26 protein-coding genes are annotated in these 25,940 nt (G+C 70.0%); 18 read left to right on the forward strand and 8 right to left on the reverse strand.

Annotation, left to right across the window (positions count from 1 at the left end; genetic code table 11):
• Positions 1–49: 49 nt before the first annotated feature.
• Genes ND450_RS44825 through ND450_RS44840 form a run of 4 tightly spaced genes read left to right on the forward strand, consistent with a single transcriptional unit; the run spans position 50 to position 3,750 of the window.
• Entirely contained in the window at positions 50–2,392 is a 2,343-nt protein-coding gene (locus tag ND450_RS44825) for a nitrate- and nitrite sensing domain-containing protein (RefSeq protein WP_371927602.1), read from the forward strand.
• Positions 2,389–2,823, forward strand: a complete 435-nt coding sequence (locus tag ND450_RS44830) for a roadblock/LC7 domain-containing protein (RefSeq protein WP_089913172.1) — start codon at positions 2,389–2,391, stop codon at positions 2,821–2,823. Before ND450_RS44825 ends, ND450_RS44830 begins: the two co-directional genes overlap by 4 nt.
• Positions 2,823–3,188 (forward strand): DUF742 domain-containing protein, encoded by a 366-nt coding sequence (locus ND450_RS44835; RefSeq protein WP_089913169.1) that lies wholly within the window; start codon positions 2,823–2,825, stop codon positions 3,186–3,188. The genes ND450_RS44830 and ND450_RS44835 overlap by 1 nt, the downstream gene beginning before the upstream one ends.
• Positions 3,169–3,750, forward strand: a complete 582-nt coding sequence (locus tag ND450_RS44840; protein WP_253323984.1) for an ATP/GTP-binding protein — start codon at positions 3,169–3,171, stop codon at positions 3,748–3,750. The genes ND450_RS44835 and ND450_RS44840 overlap by 20 nt, the downstream gene beginning before the upstream one ends.
• Here the strand turns inward: ND450_RS44840 and ND450_RS44845 are convergent.
• The 5 genes from ND450_RS44845 to eat form a co-directional block, all read right to left on the reverse strand.
• Positions 3,747–4,271 carry a hypothetical protein gene (locus ND450_RS44845; protein ID WP_253323985.1) on the reverse strand — a complete coding sequence of 175 codons (525 nt, stop codon included), beginning with the start codon at positions 4,269–4,271 and terminating at the stop codon, positions 3,747–3,749. The two genes, ND450_RS44840 and ND450_RS44845, sit on opposite strands and share 4 nt — an antisense overlap.
• A gap of 49 nt (positions 4,272–4,320) precedes the next feature.
• Positions 4,321–5,184 carry a 3-hydroxybutyryl-CoA dehydrogenase gene (locus ND450_RS44850; RefSeq protein WP_089913160.1) on the reverse strand — a complete coding sequence of 288 codons (864 nt, stop codon included), beginning with the start codon at positions 5,182–5,184 and terminating at the stop codon, positions 4,321–4,323.
• A complete protein-coding gene (locus tag ND450_RS44855; RefSeq protein WP_253323986.1) occupies positions 5,177–6,070 on the reverse strand; it encodes an NAD-dependent epimerase/dehydratase family protein in 894 nt (297 codons plus the stop codon). Before ND450_RS44855 ends, ND450_RS44850 begins: the two co-directional genes overlap by 8 nt.
• Positions 6,071–6,082: 12 nt before the next feature.
• Positions 6,083–6,844 (reverse strand): IniB N-terminal domain-containing protein, encoded by a 762-nt coding sequence (locus tag ND450_RS44860; protein WP_253323987.1) that lies wholly within the window; start codon positions 6,842–6,844, stop codon positions 6,083–6,085.
• A 194-nt stretch (positions 6,845–7,038) separates the two neighbouring features.
• The gene (eat, locus tag ND450_RS44865) at positions 7,039–8,463 is read right to left on the reverse strand and encodes an ethanolamine permease (protein WP_253323988.1); all 1,425 of its coding nucleotides are present in this window, start codon (positions 8,461–8,463) and stop codon (positions 7,039–7,041) included.
• Positions 8,464–8,574: 111 nt separating this feature from the next.
• On the opposite strand from eat, the gene ND450_RS44870 reads away from it, so the two are divergent.
• From ND450_RS44870 to ND450_RS44895, 6 genes are all read left to right on the forward strand, one after another.
• Complete coding sequence (locus ND450_RS44870; protein ID WP_253323989.1) at positions 8,575–9,915, forward strand: glutamine synthetase family protein; 1,341 nt, start codon at positions 8,575–8,577, stop codon at positions 9,913–9,915.
• Positions 9,902–10,597 (forward strand): gamma-glutamyl-gamma-aminobutyrate hydrolase family protein, encoded by a 696-nt coding sequence (locus ND450_RS44875; RefSeq protein ID WP_253323990.1) that lies wholly within the window; start codon positions 9,902–9,904, stop codon positions 10,595–10,597. The genes ND450_RS44870 and ND450_RS44875 overlap by 14 nt, the downstream gene beginning before the upstream one ends.
• Entirely contained in the window at positions 10,594–11,946 is a 1,353-nt protein-coding gene (locus tag ND450_RS44880; protein WP_253323991.1) for an aldehyde dehydrogenase, read from the forward strand. Before ND450_RS44875 ends, ND450_RS44880 begins: the two co-directional genes overlap by 4 nt.
• 33 nt (positions 11,947–11,979) lie before the next feature.
• Entirely contained in the window at positions 11,980–12,747 is a 768-nt protein-coding gene (locus ND450_RS44885) for a 3-oxoacyl-ACP reductase (protein ID WP_253323992.1), read from the forward strand.
• Between the two features lie 2 nt (positions 12,748–12,749).
• Positions 12,750–13,448, forward strand: a complete 699-nt coding sequence (locus ND450_RS44890; protein WP_253323993.1) for a FadR/GntR family transcriptional regulator — start codon at positions 12,750–12,752, stop codon at positions 13,446–13,448.
• A 187-nt stretch (positions 13,449–13,635) separates the two neighbouring features.
• Positions 13,636–15,276, forward strand: a complete 1,641-nt coding sequence (locus tag ND450_RS44895) for an AMP-binding protein (protein WP_089914208.1) — start codon at positions 13,636–13,638, stop codon at positions 15,274–15,276.
• A gap of 129 nt (positions 15,277–15,405) precedes the next feature.
• On the opposite strand, the gene ND450_RS44900 is transcribed toward ND450_RS44895, so the two are convergent.
• Together ND450_RS44900 and ND450_RS44905 are read right to left on the reverse strand one after the other, a co-directional pair.
• The gene (locus ND450_RS44900; RefSeq protein WP_253323994.1) at positions 15,406–15,870 is read right to left on the reverse strand and encodes a hypothetical protein; all 465 of its coding nucleotides are present in this window, start codon (positions 15,868–15,870) and stop codon (positions 15,406–15,408) included.
• On the reverse strand, positions 15,867–16,181 hold the full coding sequence (locus ND450_RS44905; protein ID WP_089913131.1) for a hypothetical protein: 315 nt from the start codon (positions 16,179–16,181) through the stop codon (positions 15,867–15,869). Before ND450_RS44905 ends, ND450_RS44900 begins: the two co-directional genes overlap by 4 nt.
• Before the next feature lie 129 nt (positions 16,182–16,310).
• Between ND450_RS44905 and ND450_RS44910 the strand changes: the two genes are divergently transcribed.
• The 8 genes from ND450_RS44910 to ND450_RS44945 all read left to right on the forward strand — a co-directional run bounded on the left by ND450_RS44910 (position 16,311) and on the right by ND450_RS44945 (position 24,944).
• A complete protein-coding gene (locus tag ND450_RS44910) occupies positions 16,311–16,802 on the forward strand; it encodes a GNAT family N-acetyltransferase (RefSeq protein ID WP_253323995.1) in 492 nt (163 codons plus the stop codon).
• Positions 16,803–16,877: 75 nt separating this feature from the next.
• On the forward strand, positions 16,878–18,884 hold the full coding sequence (thrS, locus tag ND450_RS44915) for a threonine--tRNA ligase (protein ID WP_253328158.1): 2,007 nt from the start codon (positions 16,878–16,880) through the stop codon (positions 18,882–18,884).
• Complete coding sequence (locus tag ND450_RS44920; RefSeq protein ID WP_253323996.1) at positions 18,881–19,429, forward strand: HIT domain-containing protein; 549 nt, start codon at positions 18,881–18,883, stop codon at positions 19,427–19,429. The genes thrS and ND450_RS44920 overlap by 4 nt, the downstream gene beginning before the upstream one ends.
• A 383-nt stretch (positions 19,430–19,812) precedes the next feature.
• Entirely contained in the window at positions 19,813–20,652 is an 840-nt protein-coding gene (locus ND450_RS44925) for a helix-turn-helix transcriptional regulator (RefSeq protein WP_089913118.1), read from the forward strand.
• Between the two features lie 734 nt (positions 20,653–21,386).
• On the forward strand, positions 21,387–21,989 hold the full coding sequence (gene pgsA / locus ND450_RS44930) for a phosphatidylinositol phosphate synthase (RefSeq protein ID WP_253323998.1): 603 nt from the start codon (positions 21,387–21,389) through the stop codon (positions 21,987–21,989).
• On the forward strand, positions 21,986–22,888 hold the full coding sequence (locus tag ND450_RS44935) for a phosphatidylinositol mannoside acyltransferase (RefSeq protein WP_253323999.1): 903 nt from the start codon (positions 21,986–21,988) through the stop codon (positions 22,886–22,888). Before pgsA ends, ND450_RS44935 begins: the two co-directional genes overlap by 4 nt.
• On the forward strand, positions 22,885–23,997 hold the full coding sequence (locus tag ND450_RS44940; RefSeq protein WP_089913109.1) for a glycosyltransferase family 4 protein: 1,113 nt from the start codon (positions 22,885–22,887) through the stop codon (positions 23,995–23,997). Before ND450_RS44935 ends, ND450_RS44940 begins: the two co-directional genes overlap by 4 nt.
• Positions 23,994–24,944 carry an NUDIX domain-containing protein gene (locus ND450_RS44945; RefSeq protein WP_253324000.1) on the forward strand — a complete coding sequence of 317 codons (951 nt, stop codon included), beginning with the start codon at positions 23,994–23,996 and terminating at the stop codon, positions 24,942–24,944. Before ND450_RS44940 ends, ND450_RS44945 begins: the two co-directional genes overlap by 4 nt.
• Positions 24,945–24,947: 3 nt before the next feature.
• Here ND450_RS44945 and ND450_RS44950 read toward each other — a convergent pair whose 3' ends face one another.
• Complete coding sequence (locus ND450_RS44950) at positions 24,948–25,940, reverse strand: TIGR03842 family LLM class F420-dependent oxidoreductase (protein WP_253324001.1); 993 nt, start codon at positions 25,938–25,940, stop codon at positions 24,948–24,950.

The raw sequence follows: 25,940 nt of genomic DNA on the forward strand, positions 1-25,940 counted from the left end.
AGGTAACCCGCAGCGCTAGCCGTGGGACACAGGAGAGACCGAGAGCGCTGTGAGCGAGAAGAGCGGTTACACACCGACCAACTACCGGACCATTCGGTCGCGGCTGGCCGGTGTCGTGGTCGTTCCCAGCGTGGTCCTGCTGGTCATGTGGGCCGTTTTCTCCTCTTACACCCTTTTCGACGGTTTCTACATGCGGTCGGTCGCGGCCGGGGTGAAGGGCGCGGCGATCCCGTCCGTCGAGGCGCTCGCCGGGCTGCAGAAGGAACGGCAGCAGAGCCTCGAGGTCCTGGGCAACGTCCAGGGCGTCGACAGGGGCGGGCTCAAGCGCCAGCACGCCGTCACCGACGAGGCCGTCCGGAAGATGAAGGCCGCGTTCACCGAGTTCTCCGACAGCGTGCCGCAGGACATCGACGACCGGATCAACGCCCTCAACACCGCGCTGGACGAGCTGCCCCAGCAACGCGCCCGGATCGACTCGGGGTCCGCGAACGCGCAGGCGGTCTACGACTTCTACAACAGCCTGCTCGACTCGGGCGTCGCGCTGCTGTCGAGGCAGGCGCGCCTCGTGCCCGACGCGGAGGCGAGCCAGGCGAACGTCCAGGCCGTGACGATCTTCCAGGCCTCCGACTGGCTCTCCCGCGGTGCCACGATCGGGTCGCGCGGGCTGCTCAACGGCTCGTTCGCCGCACCGGAACGCGTCGAGTTCGCCCGGCTGATCGGCGCGTACCACTCGAGCCTCGACTCCTCGATCCCGTTCGCGCTGGAGCAGCCGCGCTCGCAGTACGACGCGCTGCGCGGCAGCACGGAGTACCGGACGCTGCTCGACCTCGAGGGCCGGATCATCACCGCCGACGCGGCCGTCACCGACGTGCAGTGGCGCGGCGTGGCCAGTCCCGTGCACGACAACCTCGTCGGGCTCGCCGTCACGCAGGCCCGCAACGCCGCCGACCTGGGCGTCGACAAGGCCGACAGCCGGGTCGCCGCGGTGCTGATCGGCAGCCTGATCGCGTTGCTCGCCGTCGTCGTGGGCATCGTGCTGGCGTTGCGCATCTCGAATCGGCTCGTGTCGAGGGCGCTCGTCACGCGGCTGACGTCGTTGCGCGAGGACACGCTGCGGCTCGCCCAGGAACGGCTGCCGCACATCGTGGCGCGCCTGCGCGGCGGCGAGCAGGTGGACGTCCACCGGGACATGCCGCCGCTCGACTACGGCAACGACGAGATCGGCCAGGTCGCGGACGCGTTCAACGCCGCCCAGTACACGGCGGTCGCGGCGGCGGTGAAGGAGACGCAGGCGCGCGAGGGCGTGAACCGGGTCTTCCTCGACATCGCCCACCGCAACCAGGGGCTCGTGCACCGGCAGCTCAAGATCCTCGACAAGCTGGAGCGCGAGGAGGAGCACCCCGAGCAGCTCGACTCGCTCTTCCAGCTCGACCACCTGGCGACCCGCGCCCGCCGCAACGCGGAGAACCTGATCATCCTCGCCGGGGAGCAGCCCGGAAGGCAGTGGCGCAAGCCGGTGCGCCTGAGCGACGTCATCCGCTCCGCCGTCGCCGAGACCGAGCAGTACGTCCGGGTCAGGGTGAACCCTGTGCCCGACCGCGCGCTGGTCGGCGTGGCCGTCGCCGACACCATCCACCTGCTCGCGGAGCTCGTCGACAACGCCACGGCGTTCTCGTCCCCGCGCTCCGAGGTGATCGTCCACTCCAGCGCCGCGCCGCACGGGCTCGTCATCGAGATCGAGGACCACGGCCTGGGCCTGACGCAGGAGGAACGCCTCCAGGCCAACGCGAAGCTCTCCAACCCGCCGGACTTCGAGACGATGGCGTTCCGGGGCGAGTCCCGCCTCGGCCTGTTCGTCGTCGCGAGGCTCGCCGCACGGCGGGGCATCAAGGTGGAGCTGCGCGACTCGCCCTACGGCGGCACAGTGGCGTTGTGCGTCCTGCCGCCCGCCATCGTCGCCCCGCACAACACCGCGGGCGACATCACCGAGACCACTCAGATGCCGGTGCGGTCGTTCCACGACACGTACCACGGGCACACCGAGGACCACCCGAGCTTCCCCGTGAAGGTGAATCCCGAAGTGCAGGAGGCACTGAACGCGGGGCTGAACGCGCTCGTAGAACCTGACATGAGCGCTGTTGCCCCTGTGGACGAACCAACCCCCGCGGCACCTCAGGCGATGGACGGGAAGGCACCCCTTCCCCGCAGGAAGAAGCGGCAGAACCTCGCGCCGCAGCTCATGCAGTCCTCGGAGGAGCCGTCGCACGCCGAGCCGGTGACCGGCGAACGGGCGGCCGAGCGGACCCGTGACGGACTCGCCGCGTTCCAGCGCGGCACCCGTGACGCCCGGCTGTCCGACGACTGGAGATCAGAAGGAGCCCCCTCGTCATGAAGGACAACACCAGCCAGCACGGCGAACTGAACTGGTTGCTGGAGGACCTCATCCAGCGCGTGGTCGGAGCCCGCCACGCGGTCGTGCTGTCGGCGGACGGACTCCTGCTCGGCCGCTCGGCCGGGCTGTCGCGCGACGACTCGGAGCACCTGTCCGCCATGGCGTCCGCGTTCCAGTCACTCGCCCGGGGGACCGGCCGCCATTTCGGTGGTGGTGCTGTCCGGCAGACCATCGTGGAGATGGAGCATGCTTATCTTTTCGTGACCGCTGCGGGCCACGGCGCGTGCCTGGCCGTGCTGGGTGAGGAGGACGCGGACATGGGCATGATCGCGTACGAGATGAACATGCTGGTCAAGCGAGTCGGCACGTACCTCTCCTCGGCTCCTCGCGCCGAGACCGCGACGGTCCCTTCGGCGCGTGAGTCGCGCTGATGACCGGGCGCGACGACTGGTGGTACGACGAGGCCGCGGGCCCGCTGGTGCGGCCGTACGCGATGGTGCGCGGCCGCACCCGGCCGAACGCGCCTGATCTGCACCTCGTGACGCAGGTCCGGGCGTCCTCGTTTGCGTCCGACCAGACCTCGCTGACGGTCGAACATCGCGAGATCATGGCCCTGTGCGCACGCCCGCTCTCGGTCGCCGAGGTCGCCGCCTACCTCGACGTCCCGCTCGTCGTGGTGAAGGTCCTGCTCTCGGACCTCATCGAGCGCGGTGACGTGCTCGTGCAGACCTCCACTCCCAAGATTCCTGACAGGGACCTCCTGCAGGCCGTACTGGATGGTGTTCGTGGGATCTGACGCCCAGCTGACCGTGCCGACCGCGGTCAAGATCGTCATCGCGGGCGGGTTCGGCACCGGCAAGACCACCATGGTCGCGTCGGTGTCCGAGATCCCGCCGCTGCGGACCGAGGAACTGCTCACCGAGGCCGGTGTGCACGTCGACGACCTCGCCGGCATCGAGGGCAAGGACACCACCACCGTCGCCCTCGACTTCGGCCGCATCACCATCAACACCAAGGTGGTGCTGTACCTGTTCGGCACGCCCGGCCAGAACAGGTTCTGGTTCATGTGGGACGAACTGGCGACCGGCGCGATCGGCGCGGTCGTGCTCGTCGACACGCGCCGGCTCGACTCGTCGTTCCCGTCGATCGACTTCTTCGAGCACCGCGGCATCCCGTTCATCGTGGCCGTGAACTGCTTCGACGGGTCTCAGGCGTACACGGTGGACGAGGTGCGGCACGCCCTGGACATCGACGAGGCGATCCCGGTGGTGCTGTGCGACGCGCGGGACCGCGAGTCGTCGAAGTCGGTGCTGGTGGCGTTGATCCAGCACTCGATGAACCGGCTGGCGGCGGTCTAGAGCGGGGTTCGGCGGTAGGCGGGGTCCGGCCCGCCGAACTCCAGGTCGTTCTCGTCGAGACCGTTGGAGACGGTCAGCCGGTTGCCGGAGAACACGAAGCTGATGGCCGTCATGCCGTGGGCGGCGTTGGATCCCGCGTACTCCAGCAGCTCGACCGCGTCGAGACGGTGGCCGTGGTGGGCGGACGCGTCGGCACGGGCTTCGTCGCGCCACGCGAGCTGGAAGACTCCGCTGGTCCAGGCCGGCTGCTTCGCCGGGGAGATGGTGTTCCAGGTGACGGAGAGGTCGGCGAACTTCTGGTGGCTGATCTCGACCTGCTCGTGGCCGAAGTCCAGCAGGACGGGGGCGTCGGCGAACCACTCGTCGTCCTCGATGTCCCAGAGCAGCCAGACGTGGCGCAGGACGTGGCCGGTCAGCGCCCGCAGGCGTGGCCCGTGGGCGGCGTCGATGATGGACGAACCGGCGAGCCACCGGGGTTCGTAGCCGTCGATGCCGAAGTAGGACACCTCGGCATTGTCCACAAACGCGAAGGGTCCCTCGAACCGTTTTCGAGGAACCCTTCGTGAGGAGCTACTTCGCGTAGTTGTGGAAACCGCGGCCCGACTTCTTGCCGAGCAGCCCCGCGTCCACCATGCGCAGCAGCAGCGGCGGCGGGGAGTACAGCGGCTCCTTGAACTCGTCGTACATCGACTCGGCGATGGCCTTGGTGGTGTCGAGGCCGATCAGGTCGGTGAGGCGCAGCGGGCCCATCGGGTGCGCGCAGCCGAGCACCATGCCGTTGTCGATGTCGTCGGCCGAGGCGAAGCCGGACTCCAGCATGCGGATCGACGAGAGCAGGTAGGGGATCAGCAGCGCGTTGACCACGAAGCCGGCGCGGTCCTGCGAGCGGATGACCTCCTTGTGCAGGGTGCCGGTCACGAACGCCTCGGCGCGGTCCTGCGTGGTGGCGCCGGTCAGCAGCGACGGCACGATCTCGACCAGCTTCAGCACCGGCACCGGGTTGAAGAAGTGCACGCCGATGACCTGCTCGGGCCGGTTGGTGGCCATGCCGAGCTTCATGATCGGGATGGACGACGTGTTGGACGCGAAGATGGCGTCCTCGTCCTTCACGACCTTGTCGAGCGACGCGAAGATCTCGGTCTTGACCTGCTCGTTCTCGGCGACCGCCTCGACCACGAACTGGCGGTCGGCGAACTCGCCGATGTCGGTGGTGAACCGGATGCGCGCGATGGCGGCGTCCCGGTCCTCCTCGCTGAGCTTGCCCGACTTGACGCCCCTGGCGAGCGAGGTGGCGATCCGCCCCTGCGCCGCCTCGGCCGCACCCGCGTTGACCTCGACGACGATGACGTCGAGACCGGCGCGTGCGCTCACCTCGGCGATACCGGACCCCATGAGACCGGAACCGACGACTCCCACACGTTGAATGTCACTCACGTGCCCGATCCTGCCACGAGTGCCTCGAAACCAGGTCGCGGAGCGTCTCCTGCACGGTGTGGGCGTAGTCGCCGACCGGGCGGTGGCCCAGGGCCACGGCGGCGGACGTGTCCAGGACGAAGCCGCGGTGCCACGGGTGCAGGCCCGCTTCGGAGTGGTCCAGCAGGATCTCCGTCCACACGTGGCCGAGCGAGGCCGCGATGATCCGGGAGATCTCGAGGCCGTTCGGGGCGTCGGGGTCGGCGGCGTTCAGCACGCGCGCGCCGGGGTGGTCCGCGACCGTCTCGATCAACGCCGCCAGGTTCGCCGCGGCGGTCGGGTGGTCAACGCCCTCACCGCGTGCGGCGAGCACGACCACCTTGTTGCCCGCGAGGATCCGTTCGACGAAGTACTGCTCCAGCGGGCGCTTATTGCCAGGACCGTGCACTTTGGACGGTCGCAGCACGGTGACCGGAAGTCCGCTGTCGAGCAGCGTCCGTTCGGCCGCGACCTTGTTCGGGCCGTATCCCTCGCGGGTGAACGGATCCGACTCCTGTGGTGCGAGCGTCGGCTGGTCCTCGGTGACCGGATCGTCGAACCGGGGAGGCTCGGGGGAGTTCGCGTGCCGTCCCCGCGAGTCCGCGTACACGGCCTTGGCGGAGATCATCACGGTCAAGACGGCCTTGCGCGCCAACGGCAGCAGCGTCCGCGCGTCCCGGGCCGAGTAGCAGAGGGTGTCGACGAGGAGGTCGGCGCCGTCGCCCATCGCGGCGGCCAGGGCCTCGGGATCGCCGCGGTCGACCTCGCGGCCCGGCGCGTCGACGGTCCAGCCCGCCTGCCCCAGACGCCGAGCGGCGGCACGGCCGATGAGGCCCGTGCCGCCGAGGATCAACGCTCGTCTGCTCATCCGAGCACCAGATCAGAGACCGAGGCCGAGGCCTTCGGTCAGGCCGCCGACGCCGTCGAGCACGTCGAGGTCCGTGACGCCGCCCAGCACGTCGCCGCCGAGAACGTCGACGACGCCGTGGACGGTGTCGTGCACGTCGCTGACCGGCGCGACGTCCGGGACGACCTCGTGGACGGTCTCGGTGACGGTCGTGACGTCGAGGGAGACGACGTCGGTCACGCCGGTGACGGTGCCGAGGACGCCGTCGACGTCCGCCACACCGGTCACGGTGCCGAGCACGTCGCCGGTGCCGGCGAGACCCGTCACACCGGAGAGGTCGGTGACGCCGCCGAGGTCGGTGACGCCACCCAGGTCCGCCACACCGCCGAGGTCCGCGACACCGCCCAGACCGGCCACGTCGCCGAGACCGGGAACGACGCCGGTGACGCCGTCGAGGGTGTGCGACACGTCGCCGAGGCCGGACAGGTCGCCGACCAGGCCGTTGACGTCCGCGAGGCCGCCGACGTCCGCGATCGAGGCGGCGTCGAGCACCAGCGGGAGGATCTCCTGCACGTCACCGGGGGTGATGTCGCCGAGGCCGCAGGAGCCGAGGACGCCCTCCGGGTCGAGGTTGAACGCCGACAGCGCCGCCGGGTCGTTCAGGAGGTTGAGGGCGAACTCCTGCAGCGTCGCCGGCTGGGCCTCCTGCGGCACGGCCGCCGGGGTGGCCTGGGCGGGCGCGGCGGGCTGAACGGGCTGCTGCGGGGTGGCCGGCTGGATGTCCTGCTGCATCATGGGAGTGGAGCTCCTACGGCGGGTCGGGGGAAGGTTCCCGGGAACCGTAGTGAGATCAACATCCCCCTGGCATCGGGTCCGCGCCCTAGATCTCGGGCGGCCGAACTCCTTAGGGGCCGTCCGTCACCCGTTAGGGGGACGTCGCCCCGCGTTAGGGGCGGGCGGCGGCACGGCCCGTGCCGCCGCCCGTCCGCTCAGTCGAGCTCGGCCTCTGCCTTCGCGATCGCCGCGAACTCCTCCTCCGGAGCGTTCGCCACGAGGTGGTGCCGGCTGTAGAACCAGTAGTACGCCACGGCGATCACCACGATGCCCGCCGTGACCGCGGCGGCGATCTCGTCCACGAAGAACGTCGCGATGACAGCGGCCACGGCGAGAACCAGCGCCACGCCCGTGGTCACCACACCGCCAGGAGTCCGGTACGGGCGAGGCAGGTCGGGCGCCGTCTTCCGCAACACGATGTGCGACACCATCATCAGCACGTACGACAACGCGGCACCGAACACCGCGATGTTGATGAGCCGGGCGCCACCGGTCACGGGGTCGATCGTCTTCATCGTGGTCGCCAGGACGAAGCCGATCGTGCCGGGCACGATCAACGCCAGGTACGGGGTCTTGCGCTTGCCCGTCTTCGACAACCACCGCGGCAGGTATCCCGCCCGCGACAACGCGAACAGCTGCCGCGAGTACGCGTAGATGATCGAGAAGAACGACGCCACCAGACCGGCCAGCCCGACGTAGTTCACGAGCTGCGCCAGGAACGTGTCGCCGCCGTAGGCCGCGCGCACCGCCTCGGGCAACGGGTTGCCGGACGCCTCCAGCACCTTCGAACCCGCACCGCCGGGAGCGACGAGCAGGATCGCCGCCGCGAACACCAGCAGCACCACCATCGCGCCGATGATGCCGCGGGGCATGTCCCGCTTGGGATCGCGCGCCTCCTCGGCGGCCAGGGGCACGCCCTCCACCGCGAGGAAGAACCAGATCGCGAACACCACCGCGCCCCACGCGCCCGTCACACCCATCGGCAGGAACGAGCCGTCGCCGATGTCGAAGAGCTTGGAGGAGTCGAACTTCGGGACCATGCCCACGACGAACGCCACCAGGGCCACCACCGCGACACCGGTGATCACGAACATCACCCGCAGCGCCTCGCCGACGCCGTACAGGTGGATGCCGACGAACACGATGTAGCACGCGAGGTACACGGGCCACGTGGCGTCGAGCAGACCGAGAGCCTTCACGTAGTCGCCGATGAACACCGAGATCGCCGCGGGAGCGATGGCGTACTCGATGAGGATCGCGATCCCTGTCGCGTACCCGCCCAACGGGCCGAGCGCGCGCCTCGCGAAGCCGTAGCCGGCGCCCGCCACGGGCAGTGCCGACGCCAGTTCCGCCAGACCGAACACCATGCACGTGTACATCGTCGCCATCAGGATCGTGGCGATCAGCAACCCGCCCCAGCCACCCTGGGCGAGGCCGAAGTTCCACCCGGCGAAGTCGCCGGAGATCACGTACGAGACTCCCAGCCCGGCCAGCAGGACCCACCCCGCCGCGCCTCTTTTGAGCTGTCGGTGCTCCAGGTAGTCGCTGCTCACCTTCTCGTACTCGACGTGCTTGGCCATATGGACTCCTAATAGTCCTTTAAGCGGTGGTTGAGGGTGGCGCTCGTCACCCGGTGGTGTCAAGATGGTGCCGCCAATGGCTCGCAGACATACCTTTGGAGGAACGCGGAGATGCTGACCGTCGAGGAGTTGCGCGAGGCCGTGGAGACCGGTGAGATCGACACCGTCCTGGTCGCGATCGTGGACATGCAGGGCCGCCTGCAGGGCAAGCGCTGTGCCGCGCAGTACTTCCTCGACGAGGTCCTCGGCCATTCCGCCGAGGGCTGCAACTACCTGCTCGCCGTCGACGTCGAGATGAACCCCGTGAGCGGGTTCGAGATGTCGAGCTGGGAGCGAGGGTACGGCGACTTCGTGATGAAGCCGGACGTCGAGACTCTGCGCCGGGTGCCGTGGCAGGAGGGAACCGCGCTGATCATGTGCGACGTCGTCTGGGAGAACGGCGACCCCGTCGTCGCCTCGCCGCGGCAGGTCCTGCGCAAGCAGCTCGACCGGCTCGCGGCGCTCGGCCTCGAGGCGTACGTCGGCACCGAGCTCGAGTTCATCGTCTTCGACGACACCTACGAGCAGGCCTGGAACGCGGGCTACCGCAACCTCACACCGTCCAACCAGTACAACGTCGACTACTCGTTGCTCGGCACCGCGCGCGTGGAACCGTTGCTGCGCGCCATCCGCAACGGCATGACGGGCGCCGGCATGGTCGTCGAGTCGGCCAAGGGCGAGTGCAACCCCGGCCAGCACGAGATCGCCTTCCGCTACACGACGGCGCTGCGCACGTGCGACCAGCACGCGATCTACAAGAACGGTTCCAAGGAGATCGCCTCGCAGCAGGGCAAGTCGCTCACGTTCATGGCGAAGTACAACGAACGCGAGGGCAACTCCTGCCACATCCACCTCTCCCTGCGGTCCCAGGACGGGGAGCCGGTCTTCGCCGAGGGCCACGGCATGTCGAAGCTGATGAAGCACTTCCTCGCCGGTCAGCTGGCTGCGCTGCGGGAGCTCACCTACTTCCTCGCGCCGAACATCAACTCCTACAAGCGCTACGTGCAGGGCTCGTTCGCGCCGACCGCCGTCGCGTGGGGGCGGGACAACCGCACGTGTGCGCTGCGGGTCGTGGGCCACGGGCAGTCTTTGAGGTTCGAGAACCGGGTACCCGGCGGGGACGTGAACCCGTACCTCGCGGTGGCGGCGCTGATCGCGGCCGGTCTGCACGGCGTCGAGCAGGAGCTGGAACTGGAGGACGAGTTCGTCGGCAACGCCTACGCGTCCGACCGGCCGACGGTGCCGACGACGCTGCGCGAGGCCGCGGAGTTGTTGTCCGCCAGCGAGATCGCGCGGTCGGCGTTCGGACAGGACGTCGTGGACCACTACCTGAACGCGGCGAAGGTCGAGCTGGCCGCGTTCGACGCGGCGGTCACGGACTGGGAGAAGGTACGCGGGTTTGAGCGCCTCTAAGCCACTCATCGGCATCAGCACGTACCTGGAGCGCACGCGCTTCGGGCACTGGGACGTGGAGGCCGCGGTGCTCTACCGCGGCTACCTCGACTGCGTGGTGCAGGCGGGCGGCAACCCCGTCATGCTGCCGCCGGTCGGCGCGTGGAACGCCGAGACCATCGCCTTCCTGGACGCCCTGGTGATCGCGGGCGGTGCCGACATCGACCCCGGGACCTACGGGGCCGAGCCCGACGAGCGGACCGGTGACCCGAACCCCGCTCGCGACGAGGCCGAGTTCGCGCTGGTCGAGGCCGCGCTGAAGCTCGACCTGCCGCTGCTCGGGGTGTGCCGGGGCATGCAGGTCCTCAACGTGGCGCTGGGCGGCACGCTGCACCAGCACGTCGAGGGCCACAACCCGGCGCCCGCGGTGTTCGAGCACACCGAGATCACCGTCGCGGACGGCACCGCGCTGCACCGGATCCTCGGCGGCCGCACGACCGTCCAATGCCACCACCACCAGTCGCTGGACCGGATCGCGGACGGGCTCAGGGTCACCGCGCAGGCCCCCGACGGCACGGTCGAGGCCGTGGAACTGGAGGGCGCGCGGTTCGTCGTCGGCGTGCAGTCGCACCCGGAGCAGGACATCGAAGACCTCAGGCTGTTCGAAGCGCTCGTGGACGTCGCAAGGAGCAAAGCGTCGTGACCTTTGACGTGATCAACCCGGCCACCGAGAAAGTCGTGCGGTCCGTACCGCACACGTCCCTCGAAGAGACGGACGCGGCGATCGCCCGCGCGCAGAAGGCGTTCGAGAGCTGGCGGGGCGTCGCCCCCGGTGACCGCGCCCGGCTGCTGCGGAAGTTCGCGGAGGTCGTCGACGCGCACGTCGAGGAGCTCGCGCTGCTGGAGGTCGAGAACTCCGGCCACACCATCGGCAACGCGCGGTGGGAGGCGGGCAACGTCCGGGACGTGCTGCAGTACTACTCGGCCGCGCCGGAACGCCTGTTCGGCAAGCAGATCCCGGTCGCGGGCGGGCTCGACGTCACGTTCCACGAACCGCTCGGCGTCGTCGGCGTGATCGTGCCGTGGAACTTCCCGATGCCCATCGCGGGCTGGGGTTTCGCGCCCGCGCTGGCCGCAGGCAACGCGGTGGTGCTCAAGCCCGCCGAGGTGACGCCGCTGACCGCGATCCGGCTCGGTGAGCTCGCGCTGGAGGCGGGCCTCCCGGAGGGCGTCTTCCAGGTGCTGCCGGGCAAGGGCAGCGTCGTCGGCAACCGGTTCGTCACGCACCCGTTGGTGCGCAAGGTCGTCTTCACCGGCTCCACCGAGGTCGGCAAGCAGATCATGGCGGGCTGCGCGGACCAGGTGAAGCGGGTGACCCTGGAGCTCGGCGGCAAGTCCGCGAACATCGTCTTCGCCGACTCCGACCTCGAGAAGGCGGCCGCCACGGCGCCGTACGGGGTGTTCGACAACGCCGGTCAGGACTGCTGCGCGCGCTCGCGGATCCTCGTGCAGGCCGGCGTCTACGACCGGTTCATGGAGCTGCTGGAGCCCGCGGTCAAGGGCGTCAAGGTGGGCGAGCCCGGTGACGAGGCCACCGAGATGGGGCCGCTCATCACGGCGGCGCACCTCGGCAAGGTGGCGTCTTACGTCCCAGACGACGAGCACGTCGCGTTCCGCGGTTCGGCACCGGACGGACCGGGCTTCTGGTTCCCGCCCACCGTCCTGACGCCTCCCGCGGACCATGCGACGGTCACCGAGGAGATCTTCGGGCCGGTCGTCGTCGTCCTGCCGTTCACCGACGAGGCCGATGCGATCCGGATCGCGAACGACTCCGAGTACGGCCTGTCCGGGTCGATCTGGACGAACGACGTCGGCCGCGCGATCCGGGTGTCCCGTGCCGTCGAGGCCGGGAACCTGTCGGTGAACTCGCACTCGTCCGTCCGCTACTGGACGCCCTTCGGTGGTGTGAAGCAGTCCGGCCTCGGCCGCGAGCTCGGTCCCGACGCGCTCGACGCCTTCACCGAGGTCAAGAACGTCTTCATCGCCACCTGATTTCCGGTCACACCCGAGCAAGGAGAACACAAGATGGTGCAGCGACTCGAGGGCCGCGTGGCCGTCGTGACGGGGGGCGGCAGCGGCATCGGACTCGCGACCGCGCGCCGGTTCGCGAGCGAGGGCGCGAAGGTCGTCGTCGCCGATCTCGACCCGGCCACCGGCAAGGCGGCCGCGGACGAGGTGGGCGGGCTGTTCGTCCAGGTCGACGTGACCGACGAGGAACAGGTCAAGGCGCTCTTCCAGACCACTGTGGACACTTACGGCAAGTTGGACATCGCGTTCAACAACGCCGGTATCTCGCCGCCCGACGACGACTCGATCCTCACGACGGGCATCGAGGCGTGGGAGCGCGTCCAGAAGGTGAACCTCACCTCGGTCTACCTGTGCTGCAAGTACGCCATCCCGCACATGCAGGCAGGCGGCAAGGGCTCCATCATCAACACGGCGTCGTTCGTCGCGACGATGGGCGCGGCGACGTCCCAGATCTCCTACACGGCGTCCAAGGGCGGCGTGCTCGCCATGTCGCGCGAGCTCGGCGTGCAGTTCGCCCGGGAGGGCATCCGCGTCAACGCCCTGTCGCCCGGCCCGGTCAACACCCCGTTGCTGCGGGAGCTGTTCGCGAAGGACCCGGAGCGGGCCGCGCGCCGGCTCGTGCACGTCCCGCTCGGCCGGTTCGCCGAACCCGAGGAGATCGCCGCGGCGGTCGCGTTCCTGGCGTCCGACGACTCCTCGTTCATGACCGCGTCGAACTTCCTCGTGGACGGCGGCATCGCCGGCGCGTACGTGACACCGCTCTAGCGATGGTGGAGCACGCGCAGGAGGCGTTGTTCCGCCCGGTGCGGGCGGGCAACGCCTTCGAGGAGACCGTCGAACGGCTCATGCAGTCCATCAGGCTCGGCGTCGTCGCGCCGGGGGAGAGGCTGCCGTCCGAACGGGACCTGGCCACCCGGCTCGGCGTGAGCCGGGTGACCGTGCGCGAGGCCATCAGGTCGTTGCAGGAGAACCACTACGTCGAGTCGCGAAGGGGGCGGTACGGCGGCACGTTCGTCAAGGACGCGCTCCCGAAGTCGGACCCCGGCAAGGAGTTCGGTGACCTCCACGACGTGCTGACGTTGCGCAGGGTGCTGGAGACGGGCGCGGCGGAGACGGCGGCGGGGCGCTCCCTCGGCCCGGCCGAACGCCGCGGCCTGCGCGCCCGCCTGGAGGAGGCCTCGACCTCGTCGCTCGCGGAATACCGGCGCAAGGACTCGCGGCTGCACCTCGCGATCGCCGAGGCGACCGGGTCCGCGGCGCTGACCGCCGCCGTCGCCGAGTCGCGGATGCGCGCCAACGAGCTGCTGGACCACATCCCGCTGCTCGAACCGAACCTCGCGCACTCCAACGCCCAGCACGAGCGCATCATCGCCTCCATTTTGGACGGAGACCCCGCGGCGGCCCGCCAGGCGATGGCCGAGCACCTCGACGGGACGGCCTCGCTGCTGCGCGGCTTCCTGGTCTGACCGGTCAGACTCCGGCGAACGCAGCAACGTGGCACAGTGATCGGGCATGTTGACGACAACGTGAAAACGTTTGCAGGCTTAAATGTCCTGTTGTCATGCGAATTCCGCATGCGGCAAGGCTTGGCGTGAGCCTTGCGGACAGTTACCGTCCGAATACCTCGGGGACTTGCAGCGCGAGGAGCTGTTGATGCCAGGGTTGCGCAAGGTGTTTCGCGACGCCATGGGCCGGGTGCACTCACTCCGTGTCTTGTCCGAGGCGGGCATGGTCAGTCTCACGAACATCAAGATGTCCATGCAGGCGTTGCAGGAGGTCAAGGTCTGGGGACCGAACGTGACGGCGCTGCGCCGGTCCGTCCGGCTGAACCCCGACGGCGTCGCGGTCGTCGACGAACGCGGCTCGGTCACCTACCGCCAGCTGGACAGGCGTTCCAACGCGATCGCGCAGGGGCTGCGCTCGCTGGGGGTGCAGCACACGCACATCGTGGCGCTGATGTGCCGCAACCACCGCGGCATGGTCGAGTCGCTGCTGGCGTGCGCGAAGCTCGGTGTGCGCGTGCTGCTCGTCAACACCGGGTTCGGCGCCCCGGTGGTCCTGGACCTGTTGCACCGTGAGCGTGCCTCGCTCGTCATCCACGACGAGGAGTTCACACCGCTGTTCCACCAGCTGCCGCCGTCGATCCCGCGCTGGCTGTCGTGGTCGCGCGACGGCCTGGACCGCCGCACGCCGACGCTGGACCAGCTGGTGGCCAAGGCGCCGCGCGGCGAACTGGAACCGCCGCGCGAACCGGGTGTCGTGATCCAGCTGACGTCCGGCACGACCGGCACGCCCAAGGGCACCGCCCGCGAGATCAAGTCGGTGCTGACCGCGTCGGACTTCCTCGACCGCATCCCGATGCGCTCGGGCGAGTCGACGTTCATCGCGGCGCCGATCTTCCACTCCGTCGGCTACTCGCACCTGACGCTCGCGATGTCGCTGGGCTCGCGCGCGGTGCTGCACCGCCGTTTCGACCCGCGCAAGACGCTGTGGTCGGTGCAGGGCCAGCGCTGCACGACGCTGGTGCTGGTGCCGACGATGCTGCAGCGGATCATGGAGCTCGACCGGCACGTGATCGACTCGTTCGACCTGTCGCACCTGAGCGTCGTGTTCTCGTCCGGGTCGCCGATCTCGCCGGACCTCGTCGAGCGCACCCAATCCGTCCTCGGCCCGGTGCTCTACAACCTCTACGGCTCAACGGAAGTCGCCGTCGCCACCGTCGCGACCCCCGAGGACCTGGCGGCCGCGCCGTCGAGCGTCGGCCTGCCCCCGCACAACTGCGTCGTGCGCATCTACGACGAGAACGGCAACCGCATCACCCGGTCGTTCGTGACGGGCCGCATCTACGTGCGCGGCTCGCTGACCGTCGACCTCTACACCGACGGCACGCAGAAGGACTCGATCGACGGCCTGGTCGCGACCGGCGACCTCGGGCACTTCGACCCCAGCGGCAGGCTCTACTTCGACGGCCGCGAGGACGACATGATCGTCTCCGGCGGCGAGAACGTGTACCCGGTCGAGGTCGAGAACCTGCTCATGACGCACTACCGGGTGCGCGACGCGGCGGTGCTGGGCGTGCCGGATCCCGAGTACGGGCAACGGTTGCGCGCGTTCGTGGTGCCGGTCGCGGGGGCGCGGATCGACGTGCGGGAGCTGCGCGAGTTCGTGCGCACCCGCCTCGCCCGGCACAAGGTCCCGCGCGAGGTCGTGGTCGTGCCGCAGCTGCCGCGCAACGCGACCGGCAAGGTGCTGCGGCGCCAGCTCCTGGCTATCCGGCTCGGGCCGCAGCACTAGGGCTTTTGGGCGGAACGCGCGTCACCGCAGAACGAGGGGGACTAATCCGGCGGTGACGCGCGTTCCTGGCTTGGGGAGTGCGCGACTCACGGCGTCGGGATCGGTACGTGAGTCGCGCACTCGGTCGGGTCACCGCTCGAAGCGGTCGCCCCGCTCACCGCGGTCGCCGAACGGCCCGCGCTGGTCGAAGCGGTCGCCGCCGCGGTCGGGGCCTCGTTCACCGCGCTCGTACATCCGCACCTGGCCGGGGCCGCCGCGGTGGTCGAAGCGGTTGGCGGCGACCGCTCCCACGATGCCGCCGCCGAGGACCAGGCCGAGCAGCCCCACGGCGACCAGCTGGGTGGCGCGGTGGCGCACGAAGCGCCTCCCGCGGCCGGGGCCTGCCGGCACCGCGGCCGCGGGGGTCGCGGCCGGAGGAGGCGGAGGTGGTCCGGCCGGTGCCTGCGCGGCGGCCGGTGGGGCCTGCGCGGCGGTCGCGGACGGCGCGGGGTCGGCCGGCAGCGGGGTCGTCGCCTGGTCCGGTGCAGGCCGGGCCGCCTGCGGTTCGTCGTTCGACGGCTCCTTCGGCGGAGGCGTCTGTCCCTGCTCGCTCATGTCCTCAACGATGCGCCGTTCGACTGAGCTGGGGCTGACAGCCACCTGTTCGTTTCCTGAAGCCCTCCTGGGAACCGCCTGGAGTTCATCACGGGCCTCGAACCAGCGAAAACGTGCCGCTGGTCGGCGTAGGTCGCGCCGAAGGTCTCGTCGTCGAGAACCCCGGTCCACAGGAAGTGCAACGTGGTGCGCGTGCCGTTGCGGGCGTCGCGGCGGGCGTAGTGGTCGCGGAGGTCGGCGTAGAGCAGGCGCAGTTCGTCCCGGTTGGACTCGGTGAGGCGGACCGGGCATTCGACGACCAGGTCGGACATGGCGGTGCTCCTTTCGGCGGGCCGGGAGACGACCAGGGTGCTCGCCCCGGGCCCTGCGCCGCATCCGAAAAACCACTCAGACGCCGCTGCGTAGAGAAAGCGGTTGCGCCGGCGCGCTTCAATCGGACCATGGAACTCGTACCGCTCCGCAGGGAGTTCGCGCAGGCGATGGCCAGGAGCCGCCCGAACGACGCCGAGGTCGACCGCCTCACCGGTACGCACGGGACGTTCACGCTGGAGGATTACGAGGCCTACGTCGAGCGGACCTTGAACGACCCGAACCGCTACACGCGTGCGATAACGGAGGACGGCGAGTTCCTCGGCGAAGTCGTTCTCACCATCAATCCGCACAACCGCTCGGCGGGCCTGCGGATCGCGCTGTGGGACGGTTTCGGCAAGGGGTACGGGACGGCCGCGATCGAGCACGTCCTCGACCACGCGTTCCACGAGCGGAACCTCCACCGCGTCGACCTGGAGGTGTACGACTTCAACGAGCGGGCCATCCACGTGTACAAGAAACTGGGCTTCCGCGAGGAGGGCCGGTTGAGGGACGCCCTGCTCTGGGACGGCGTCTTCCACGACGCGATCGTCATGTCCATCTTGAGCACCGATAACATCTGATCCGCAATCACTCTCTTCGATCTAGGAGTCACCGTGTCCGAGTCGCGCCCAGCAGTCGCCCAGAACCCGCCGCGCGTGGTGGTTCCGGCTGGGACGACGGCGGGCACGGCCGTGCGCGAGGCCGGTCTGCCGGGCAAGGGCGCAGACGCGATCGTCGTCGTGCGCGACGCCGAGGGCCACCTGCGCGACCTGTCGTGGACCCCGCAGGTCGACGTCGAGGTCGAGGCCGTCGCCGCGGACACCGAGGACGGCCGCAGCGTCGTGCGCCACTCCGCCGCGCACGTGCTGGCGCAGGCCGTCCAGCAGCAGTTCCCCGAGGCCAAGCTCGGCATCGGCCCGCCCGTGAAGGACGGCTTCTACTACGACTTCCAGGTCGAGAAGCCCTTCACGCCCGAGGACCTGCAGGCGCTCGAGAAGCGCATGAAGCAGATCATCAAGTCCTCGCAGCGGTTCTCCCGGCGCGTCGTCGAGTCGATCGACTCCGCGAAGGCCGAGCTGGCCTCCGAGCCGTTCAAGCTGGAGCTCGTCGACATCAAGAGCGACGTCGACACCAGCGAGGTCATGGAGGTCGGCGGCGGCGAGCTGACGATCTACGACAACCTCGACCCGCGCTCCGGCGAGCAGGTCTGGGGCGACCTGTGCCGCGGCCCGCACGTGCCGACGACCAAGCACATCCCGGCGTTCAAGCTGACCCGCGTGGCCGCCGCGTACTGGCGCGGCAACGAGAACAACCCGCAGCTGCAGCGCATCTACGGCACCGCGTGGGAGTCGCAGGAGGCGCAGGACGCGTACCTGGAGCGCCTGGCCGAGGCCGAGCGCCGCGACCACCGCAAGCTGGGCGTCGAGCTCGACCTGTTCTCGTTCCCGGACGAGATCGGCTCGGGTCTCGCGGTGTTCCACCCCAAGGGCGGCATCATCCGCAAGGCGATGGAGGACTACTCCCGCCAGCGCCACACCGAAGAGGGCTACGAGTTCGTCTACTCGCCCCACATCACCAAGGGCAACCTGTTCGAGGTCTCCGGCCACCTCGACTGGTACAAGGACGGCATGTACCCGGCGATGCACCTCGACGCCGAGCTGAACGAGGACGGCACCGTCCGCAAGCCGGGCCAGGACTACTACCTCAAGCCGATGAACTGCCCGTTCCACGACCTGATCTTCAAGTCGCGCGGCCGTTCCTACCGCGAGCTGCCGCTGCGCATGTTCGAGTTCGGCGGCGTCTACCGGTACGAGAAGTCCGGTGTGGTGCACGGCCTCACCCGCGTGCGCGGCATGACGCAGGACGACGCGCACATCTTCTGCACCAAGGACCAGGTGCGCGACGAGCTGAAGTCGCTGCTGACGTTCGTGCTGGACCTGCTGCGCGACTACGGCCTCGACGACTTCTACCTGGAGCTCTCGACCAAGAACCCCGAGAAGTACGTGGGTGCGGACGAGATCTGGGACGAGGCGACCGAGACGCTCGCGTCCGTCGCCCAGGAGTCCGGCCTGGAGCTCGTGCCCGACCCCGGCGGCGCCGCGTTCTACGGCCCGAAGATCTCCGTGCAGTGCCGCGACGCGCTCGGCCGCACCTGGCAGATGTCGACCATCCAGCTCGACTTCAACCTGCCCGAGCGCTTCGAGCTCGAGTACACGGGCCCGGACGGCTCGCGCGTGCGCCCGGTCATGATCCACCGCGCGCTGTTCGGCTCGGTGGAGCGCTTCTTCGGCGTGATGACCGAGCACTACGCGGGCGCGTTCCCGGCGTGGCTCGCGCCGGTGCAGGTCATGGGCATCCCGGTGACGTCCGAGAACGCCGACCACCTGTTCGCCGTCCGCGAGACGCTGAAGAAGGCCGGCATCCGCGTCGAGGTCGACGCCTCCGACGACCGCATGCAGAAGAAGATCCGCAACCACACCATGCAGAAGGTGCCGTTCATGCTCCTGGCGGGCGCCAAGGACGTGGAGGCGAACGCGGTGTCGTTCCGGTTCCGCGACGGCACGCAGATCAACGGCGTGCCGGTGGAGCGGGCCGTCGAGCAGATCGTCGAGTGGGTGCAGCGTCGTGAGAACGCCTCGCCCACGGCGGAACTGCTCTCGTGACGCCTGAGTACTCCTCTCAGGACGGTGTGGGGGTCCCGGACGCGTTGCAGCGCCTGTGGACCCCGCACCGCCTGTCGTACGTGCAGGGAGCGGGCAAGGCCGAGGGCGACGAGCCGGCGGGCTGCCCGTTCTGCCGCGTCGTGGAACTGTCCGACGAGGACGGCCTGATCGTCGCGCGCGGCGCCGAGGTCTTCGCGCTGCTGAACCTGTACCCGTACAACCCCGGCCACCTGATGGTGCTGCCGTACCGGCACGTGGCGGACTACACGGACCTGACGGTGTCGGAGGTGGCCGAGCTCGGTGCCTTCACCCAGAAGGCCATGAGGGTCGCTCGGCACGTGGCGGCGCCGCACGGGTTCAACATCGGCATGAACCAGGGCGTCGTGGCCGGCGCCGGGATCGCCGCCCACCTGCACCAGCACCTGGTGCCGAGGTGGGGTGGCGACGCGAACTTCATGCCGGTCATCGGGCACACGAAGGTGCTGCCGCAGCTGCTGGGCGAGACCCGGCAGCTCCTGGCCGACGGCTGGAAGGCCGTCGGCTGACCGGTCGATCGGATGACGGGGGGCGAGCGGGGTTCCGCTCGCCCCCTTTCGCAGTGATTTCCGGCACCGTCGTCCCGGCGTTTTGCGCGCTAAACCCGGCGTTTAGCGCGGCGGTGTGTTTGAAATCCGTACGAATTCATGGACAAAAGAGTGACAAAACCCACTGGCGTTTGTCTCTGGTGGACAATCAAGGCTCTTTCCATGTGACGCGGAATGGCATTGGGTTACTTCTTTCGGGTGCATTTCCCGGCCTGTTCGAGACGTAACGCCAGCACAAAGCGATTCCAGGTAGGTGAGATCACCCACCTGGAGGTGTCAACTGCGAGTCAAGTCCCCGCCTATGGCCGATCGTCTCACCGTGTGCGAATGGTTACGGTGCGAACATGACCGCACCTGAGCGTTCGCGATTAGCGAGAGAGCGGCTTTCGCGTGAACTACGCCGGTTGCGCACCGAGGCGAAGATGACCGGCACGGCCACCGCCCGTGCCACCGGGATGAGCCAGTCCAAGCTGTCGAAGATCGAGAACGGCATGCTGCTCCCGTCCGTGACGGACGTGGAGCGTCTCGTGGCAGAACTGGCCGCCGCGAGAGAGACGCGCATCGAACTGGTCGAACTCGCCAGGTCGCTGCACGCGGAGGCGGAGACCCGCCGCGTCGTGCTGCACCGAGGAGCGCACCGCCACCAGCAGACGATCAGCCGCGTGGAGGCGCGGGCCGCGACGTCGAGGTTCTTCCAGGTCAACCTGGTCCCCTCGCTGCTGCAGTCCGAGGCCTACCTGCGGATCGTGCTGGGGACGATGCCGCATTCGGAGCAGGAGGCCGCGGTGGCCGCCCTGCGCACCCGTCGTTCCCGGATGGACGACCTGGCGAAGCAGTTCGTGTTCGTGCTGTCCGAGAGCGCACTCCGCTGGCGGATGGGCTCGGCGGAACTCATGGCGGAACAGGTGGAACACCTGATCGCCATGCAACGCCGCCCGAACGTCCGCCTGGGCGTCGTGCCGTGGTCGGCCGACGCCAACGTGGTCGCGTTGCACGGGTTCCAGATCTACGACGAGCGCGTCGTCACGGTCAGCGTGCTGACCGGCAACGCCACCATCACCGACCCGCTGGACGTGCGCGAGTACCTCGCGTTGTTCAGCCGGTTGGAGCGGCTGGCGGTGCGAGGGGAGGAGTTGCAGGGGTTGCTGAAGCGCATCGCCGAGGACCACCGCCGGCTGGGCTAGGGGCCCGGCCGGGCGGGTCCGGTCAGTGGTGGTGTTAGGGACGGGTTGAGTGAGGGGGTTGGGCGGGCTGTTCGCGGGGCTGTCGCGGGGATGAGACGGCGCTCGCACGGCCCGCGCCTCGCGCGCATGCCCGGCGCTGCGCGCACGGCTCTCGCCCCGCGACTCGCGCACGGTTTGCGTCATGCCGCATGACCCGTGTCTCGCGCACGTGCGGCACCTCGCGCACGGTCTGCCTCGTGCGCATGCCTCGCACATCCCGCACGGCTGGCGCTTCGCGCACCGCCCGCACCTCGCGCGCACGACTGGCGCCTCGCGCACGGTCCGCCTTCGCGCGTGCGTCGCGTCTCGCGCACGGGTTGCGTCACGCGCGCACCGCCCGCCTCTCGCGCGCCCCGGAGCGCCCCTCGCGCACACGTGCGTCGCAGAAAGGCTCCGCCCCGGGCGGTTCGCCCGGACCGCACCCGACTGCGCGCCGCTCCCGCGGCTACCTCGCCCCGCCCCGCAGGGCGTTCGTCCCCGCACGGCCTCCGCCTCGCTGGCCCGCTTCGGTTCCTCTTCCCGCCGGCCTGCCCACGCGCAAACCCCGGACGTCCCGCTCGCCCCGCCCCGCCCGCGCGCCAACCCTGCACCCGGCCCCCACCCCGCCCGCGCGCCAACCGGCACCCGCCCCCGCCCGCCGCCGGACCTCACCCGCGGCGCGCGCGTTTCGCCAGTCCAGCTAGGCTGCGGCTGCCATGCTGAACATCTTCGCTCGCGCGTCCGTCTCGCGCGTCACCGATCCGATCGGGGCGTGGCTGCTGGCGCGTGGCCTCACGCCCAACGCCGTGACCGTGGCCGGCACTGTCGGTGCCGTGGCGAGCGCGCTGTGGTTCATCCCCCGCGGGCAGCTGTTCGTGGGCTGTGCGCTGGTGACGTTCTTCGTGCTGCTCGACCTGATCGACGGTGCCATGGCCCGAGCGCAGGGGCCCACGAGGTTCGGTGCCGTGCTCGACGCCACCTGTGACCGCATCGCGGACGGGGCGTTGTTCGCCGCGCTCACCTGGTACGCGTTCGACACGGGCAACCGGTGGACGGCGGCGGCCGGGTTCATCTGCCTGGTGGCCTCGCAGGTCATCTCCTACGTGAAGGCGCGGGCCGACGCGTCCGGGCTCAACGCGGACGGCGGGCTGGCCGAGCGGGCCGAGCGGTTCATCGTCGCGCTGATCGGCGCCGGGGTGCAGGGGCTGGGTGTGCCGTACCTGCTGGACATCTCGCTGTGGCTGCTCGCGGCGATGACGGTCGTCACGGTGTTGCAGCGCGTCTTCGCGGTGGCGAAGTCGGCGCGGGAGGCCGCGTGAACCTCGCGACCCTCGGGTACAGCGCCGGGTGGCGGCTGATCCGCCTGCTGCCGGAGTCGTGGGCGCGCGGGTTGTTCCGCGCGGGCGCGGACTACGCGGCGCGCAAGGGCGGTGCGAGCGTCGAGCAGTTGCGCACGAACCTCCGCCGGGTGGTGCCGCGGGCCGGCGAGGACGAGCTCGACGAACTGGTGCGCGACTCGCTGCGGTCGTACGCGCGGTACTGGTGCGAGGCGTTCCGGTTGCCGTCGATGGACCTCAAGGCCGCCTACGAGAAGTGCGACTCGCAGGTGTCGGGTGTGGAGAACCTCGACGCGGCGCTCGCAGCGGGCACGGGCGCGGTCGTCGCGCTGCCCCACAGCGGCAACTGGGACATGGCGGGCGTCTGGCTCGTCGGCCACTCCGGCACGTTCACGACGGTGGCCGAGCGGCTCAAGCCCGAGTCGCTGTACCGCAAGTTCCTCGACTTCCGCGAGACCCTCGGCTTCGAGGTGCTGCCGCTGCACGGCGGCGACCGTCCACCCGCGACGGTGCTGGCCGATCGGCTGCGCGCCAACAAGGTCGTGTGCCTGCTGGCGGACAGGGACCTGACGTCGTCCGGTGTCCCCGTGACGTTCTTCGGCGAGCAGACCCTGATGCCCGCGGGCCCCGCGCACCTGGCGTCGACGACGGGCGCCGCGCTGCTGCCGGTCGGCTGCTGGTTCACCGGGGACGGCTGGCACTTCCGCATCCACCCGCCGATCAAGGTGAGCAACGTCCAGACCGCCACGCAGGCCGTCGCGGACGTGTTCGCCGCCGACATCGCCGCGCACCCGGCCGACTGGCACATGATGCAGAAGCTCTGGCTCGCCGACCTGCCGGAGAGCCGCCGCGCCGCACTGGCCAGGAGGCTCGCGCGGTGAAGGTCGGCATCGTCTGCCCGTACTCCTTCGACGTGCCAGGGGGAGTGCAGGCGCACGTCGTCGACCTCGCCCGCGCCCTCATCGGCCTCGGCCACACGGTGAACGTGCTCGCACCGGCCGACGACGACCAGGAGCTGCCGGAGTTCGTCACGTCCGCCGGTCGCGCGGTCGGCATCCCGTACAACGGTTCCGTGGCACGCCTGAGCTTCGGCCCCGTCTCGTACGCGCGGGTCCGCCGCTGGATCGACGAGCACAGGTTCGACGTCCTGCACCTGCACGAGCCGACCGCGCCGTCGCTGTCGTTCCTCGCGCTGATGGTCGCGGACGGCCCGATCGTCGCCACCTTCCACACCTCGACGCCGCGCTCCAAGATGCTGTCGGCGTTCCAGGGCGTGCTCCAGCCGTTCCTGGAGAAGGTCACCGCCCGCATCGCCGTGTCCGCGCTGGCGCGGCGCGTCCAGGTCGAGCACCTCGGCGGGGACGCGGTGGAGATCCCGAACGGCGTCGACGTCGACTTCTTCGCCTCCGCGTCCACTTTGGACGGCTACCCCCGGCCGGGCGGCACGATCGGGTTCGTCGGCCGCTACGACGAACCGCGCAAGGGCATGCCGCTGCTGTGGGAGGCGTTCGGCCTGATCGCCGACGAGTTCCCCGACCTGCGCCTGCTCGTCGTGGGCCGCGGCGAAAACCCGTTCGAGGGCCCGCACGCCGACAGGGTCGACCTGCTGGGTCAGGTCAGCGACGAGGACAAGGCCCGCATGCTCCGCTCGGTCGACGTCTACGTCGCCCCGAACACCGGCGGCGAGTCCTTCGGCATCATCCTGACCGAGGCCATGTCCGCCGGCACCGCGGTGGTGGCGAGCGACCTGGACGCGTTCCGGCGCGTGCTCGACGACGGCAAGGCGGGCGTGCTGTTCCCGGTGGGCGACGCCCACGCCCTGGCCGACGCGCTGCGCTCGGTGCTGCGCGACTCGGCCCTGCGCGCCGAGTACGTGACCGTTGCGTCCCAACGGGTTCAGACCTACGACTGGTCCGTGGTCGCCTCGCAGGTGCTGCGCGTCTACGAGACCGCGATCGCCGCCGATCCGCGCCGGGTGAGCGAGGCATGACCACCGCGCTCGTCGTCGTCCTCCTCACTCTGCTGCTGGCCGCCTGGGTCCTCAGCATCGCGAACCGCCTCGACCGCCTGCACGTCCGCACCGACGCGGCCTGGGCGGCCCTCGACGCGGCACTGGCCCGCCGGGCGGTGGTCGCCCGCGCGTTGCTGGACCCCGCGCTGTCCGCCGCGGCCTCACGCGCCGAGTCCGCCACGCGCTCGGAGCGCGAACAGGCCGAGAACGAACTCTCGGCCCTCCTCGTCACGGTCGACCGCTCGTCCCTGGCACCGGAACTGGCCTTCGAACTCGCCGACGCCGAAGAACGCGTGATGCTGGCCCGCCGCGTCCACAACGACGCCGTCCGCGACACCCTGCTGCAGCGCCGCCGCCGCGTGGCCCGCTGGCTGCGCCTGGCCGGCACCGCCCCGCAGCCGTCGTACTTCGAGATCGCCGAGCCCACCGCCCCCGCCGAACCCGTGATGCTCAAGCCGCGCCCGTCGGCCCGCGTGGTGCTGACGGACTCCGCCGGCCGCGTGCTCCTGTTCCAGGGCTTCGACCCCGCACGTCCGCAGGAGTCGTTCTGGTTCACGGTCGGCGGCGGCGTCGAGGAGGGCGAGGAGCTGCGCGACACGGCCCTGCGCGAGGCCTTCGAGGAGACCGGCCTGAAGCTGGCGCCGGAGGACCTGGTCGGGCCGATCTGGCGCCGGCGCGCGGTGTTCAGCTTCGGCGGCGAGACCTTCGACGCCGAGGAGTGGTTCTTCCACGCCTCGGTCGACGGCGAGCTGACCGTCGACACGTCGGGGTTCAACGACGTCGAGGAAACCTCGATCACCGCGCACCGGTGGTGGAGCCCTGCCGAGCTGGAAGCCGCCGAGGACACGGTCTACCCCGTCCAGCTGGCCGAGCTCATGCCGACGCTCGGCCAGGCCTGGGACGGGGAGACCCGCACGGTCCGCTGACCGTCAGACCGCGGGGATGACCGCCGACCCGTAGGCGTCCCGCGTCTTGTCCTTCTCGTCGTGCATCAGGTACAGCGCGAAGTTGTCGACGCCGATCTCCTTCAGCTCCTGCAACCGCTCGACGTGCGCCGACTCCGGCCCGACGAGGCAGAAGCGGTCCACGATCGCGTCCGGCACGAAGTCCGTGGAACGGTTGCCCGCCTTGCCGTGGTGGGAGTAGTCGTAGCCCTCGCGGTCCTTGATGTAGTCGGTCAGGGCCTTGGGCACGACGCCCGAGTCCCCGTACCGCGCCACGAGGTCCGCGACGTGATTGCCGACCATGCCGCCGAACCACCGCAGCTGGTCGCGCTGGTGCGCGAGGTCCGTGCCCACGTAGGCCGGTGCCGCCACGCACATCGTGATCGCCGACGGGTCACGTCCGGCCGCGACGGCCGCCTCGCGGACCGAGCCGATGGTCCAGCGGGCGATGTCCGGGTCGGCGGTCTGCAGGATGAAGCCGTCGGCCTGTTCCCCGACCATCTTCAACGCCTTCGGACCGTAGGCGGCCATCCACATCTCGAGCTTTCCGTTGCGCACCCACGGGATCTGGACCGGTGTGCCGTGGTGCTCGACCTCCCGGCCCTCCGCCAGCTCCTTGATCACGTGCATCGCGGAGCCCAGGGTCGCGAGCGACGCGGGCTTCTGGCCGATCACGCGGCGGGCCGAGTCGCCGCGGCCGATGCCGCAGACCGTGCGGTTGCCGAACATGTCGTTCAGCGTCGCGAACAGGGAGGCGGTGACGGACCAGTCGCGGGTCGACGGGTTGGTCACCATCGGGCCGATGACCAGGTCCCGCGTGGCGGAGAGCACCTGCGAGTAGATGACGAACGGTTCCTGCCACAGCACGCAGGAGTCGAACGTCCACCCGTAGCGGAAGCCGCAGTCCTCGGCCGCGCGGAGGCCCTCCACCACGTCCCGCGCCGGCGGGTCGGTCTGCAGCACTACACCGAAGTCCAC

It is taken from the genome of Lentzea sp. HUAS12 (genome assembly GCF_024125735.1).
GTDB classification, from domain to species: domain Bacteria; phylum Actinomycetota; class Actinomycetes; order Mycobacteriales; family Pseudonocardiaceae; genus Lentzea; species Lentzea albida.

Excerpts from the sequence above, each read along its gene's own strand:
- ND450_RS44830 (WP_089913172.1), top strand. The coding sequence starts at position 2,389 with ATGAAGGACAACACCAGCCAGCACGGCGAACTGAACTGGTTGCTGGAG.
- ND450_RS44835 (WP_089913169.1), top strand. The coding sequence starts at position 2,823 with ATGACCGGGCGCGACGACTGGTGGTACGACGAGGCCGCGGGCCCGCTG.
- ND450_RS44840 (WP_253323984.1), top strand. The coding sequence starts at position 3,169 with ATGGTGTTCGTGGGATCTGACGCCCAGCTGACCGTGCCGACCGCGGTC.
- ND450_RS44855 (WP_253323986.1), bottom strand. The coding sequence starts at position 6,070 with ATGAGCAGACGAGCGTTGATCCTCGGCGGCACGGGCCTCATCGGCCGT.
- ND450_RS44860 (WP_253323987.1), bottom strand. The coding sequence starts at position 6,844 with ATGATGCAGCAGGACATCCAGCCGGCCACCCCGCAGCAGCCCGTTCAG.
- eat (WP_253323988.1), bottom strand. The coding sequence starts at position 8,463 with ATGGCCAAGCACGTCGAGTACGAGAAGGTGAGCAGCGACTACCTGGAG.
- ND450_RS44870 (WP_253323989.1), top strand. The coding sequence starts at position 8,575 with ATGCTGACCGTCGAGGAGTTGCGCGAGGCCGTGGAGACCGGTGAGATC.
- ND450_RS44885 (WP_253323992.1), top strand. The coding sequence starts at position 11,980 with ATGGTGCAGCGACTCGAGGGCCGCGTGGCCGTCGTGACGGGGGGCGGC.
- ND450_RS44890 (WP_253323993.1), top strand. The coding sequence starts at position 12,750 with ATGGTGGAGCACGCGCAGGAGGCGTTGTTCCGCCCGGTGCGGGCGGGC.
- ND450_RS44895 (WP_089914208.1), top strand. The coding sequence starts at position 13,636 with ATGCCAGGGTTGCGCAAGGTGTTTCGCGACGCCATGGGCCGGGTGCAC.
- ND450_RS44900 (WP_253323994.1), bottom strand. The coding sequence starts at position 15,870 with ATGAGCGAGCAGGGACAGACGCCTCCGCCGAAGGAGCCGTCGAACGAC.
- ND450_RS44905 (WP_089913131.1), bottom strand. The coding sequence starts at position 16,181 with ATGTCCGACCTGGTCGTCGAATGCCCGGTCCGCCTCACCGAGTCCAAC.
- ND450_RS44910 (WP_253323995.1), top strand. The coding sequence starts at position 16,311 with ATGGAACTCGTACCGCTCCGCAGGGAGTTCGCGCAGGCGATGGCCAGG.
- ND450_RS44925 (WP_089913118.1), top strand. The coding sequence starts at position 19,813 with ATGACCGCACCTGAGCGTTCGCGATTAGCGAGAGAGCGGCTTTCGCGT.
- pgsA (WP_253323998.1), top strand. The coding sequence starts at position 21,387 with ATGCTGAACATCTTCGCTCGCGCGTCCGTCTCGCGCGTCACCGATCCG.
- ND450_RS44945 (WP_253324000.1), top strand. The coding sequence starts at position 23,994 with ATGACCACCGCGCTCGTCGTCGTCCTCCTCACTCTGCTGCTGGCCGCC.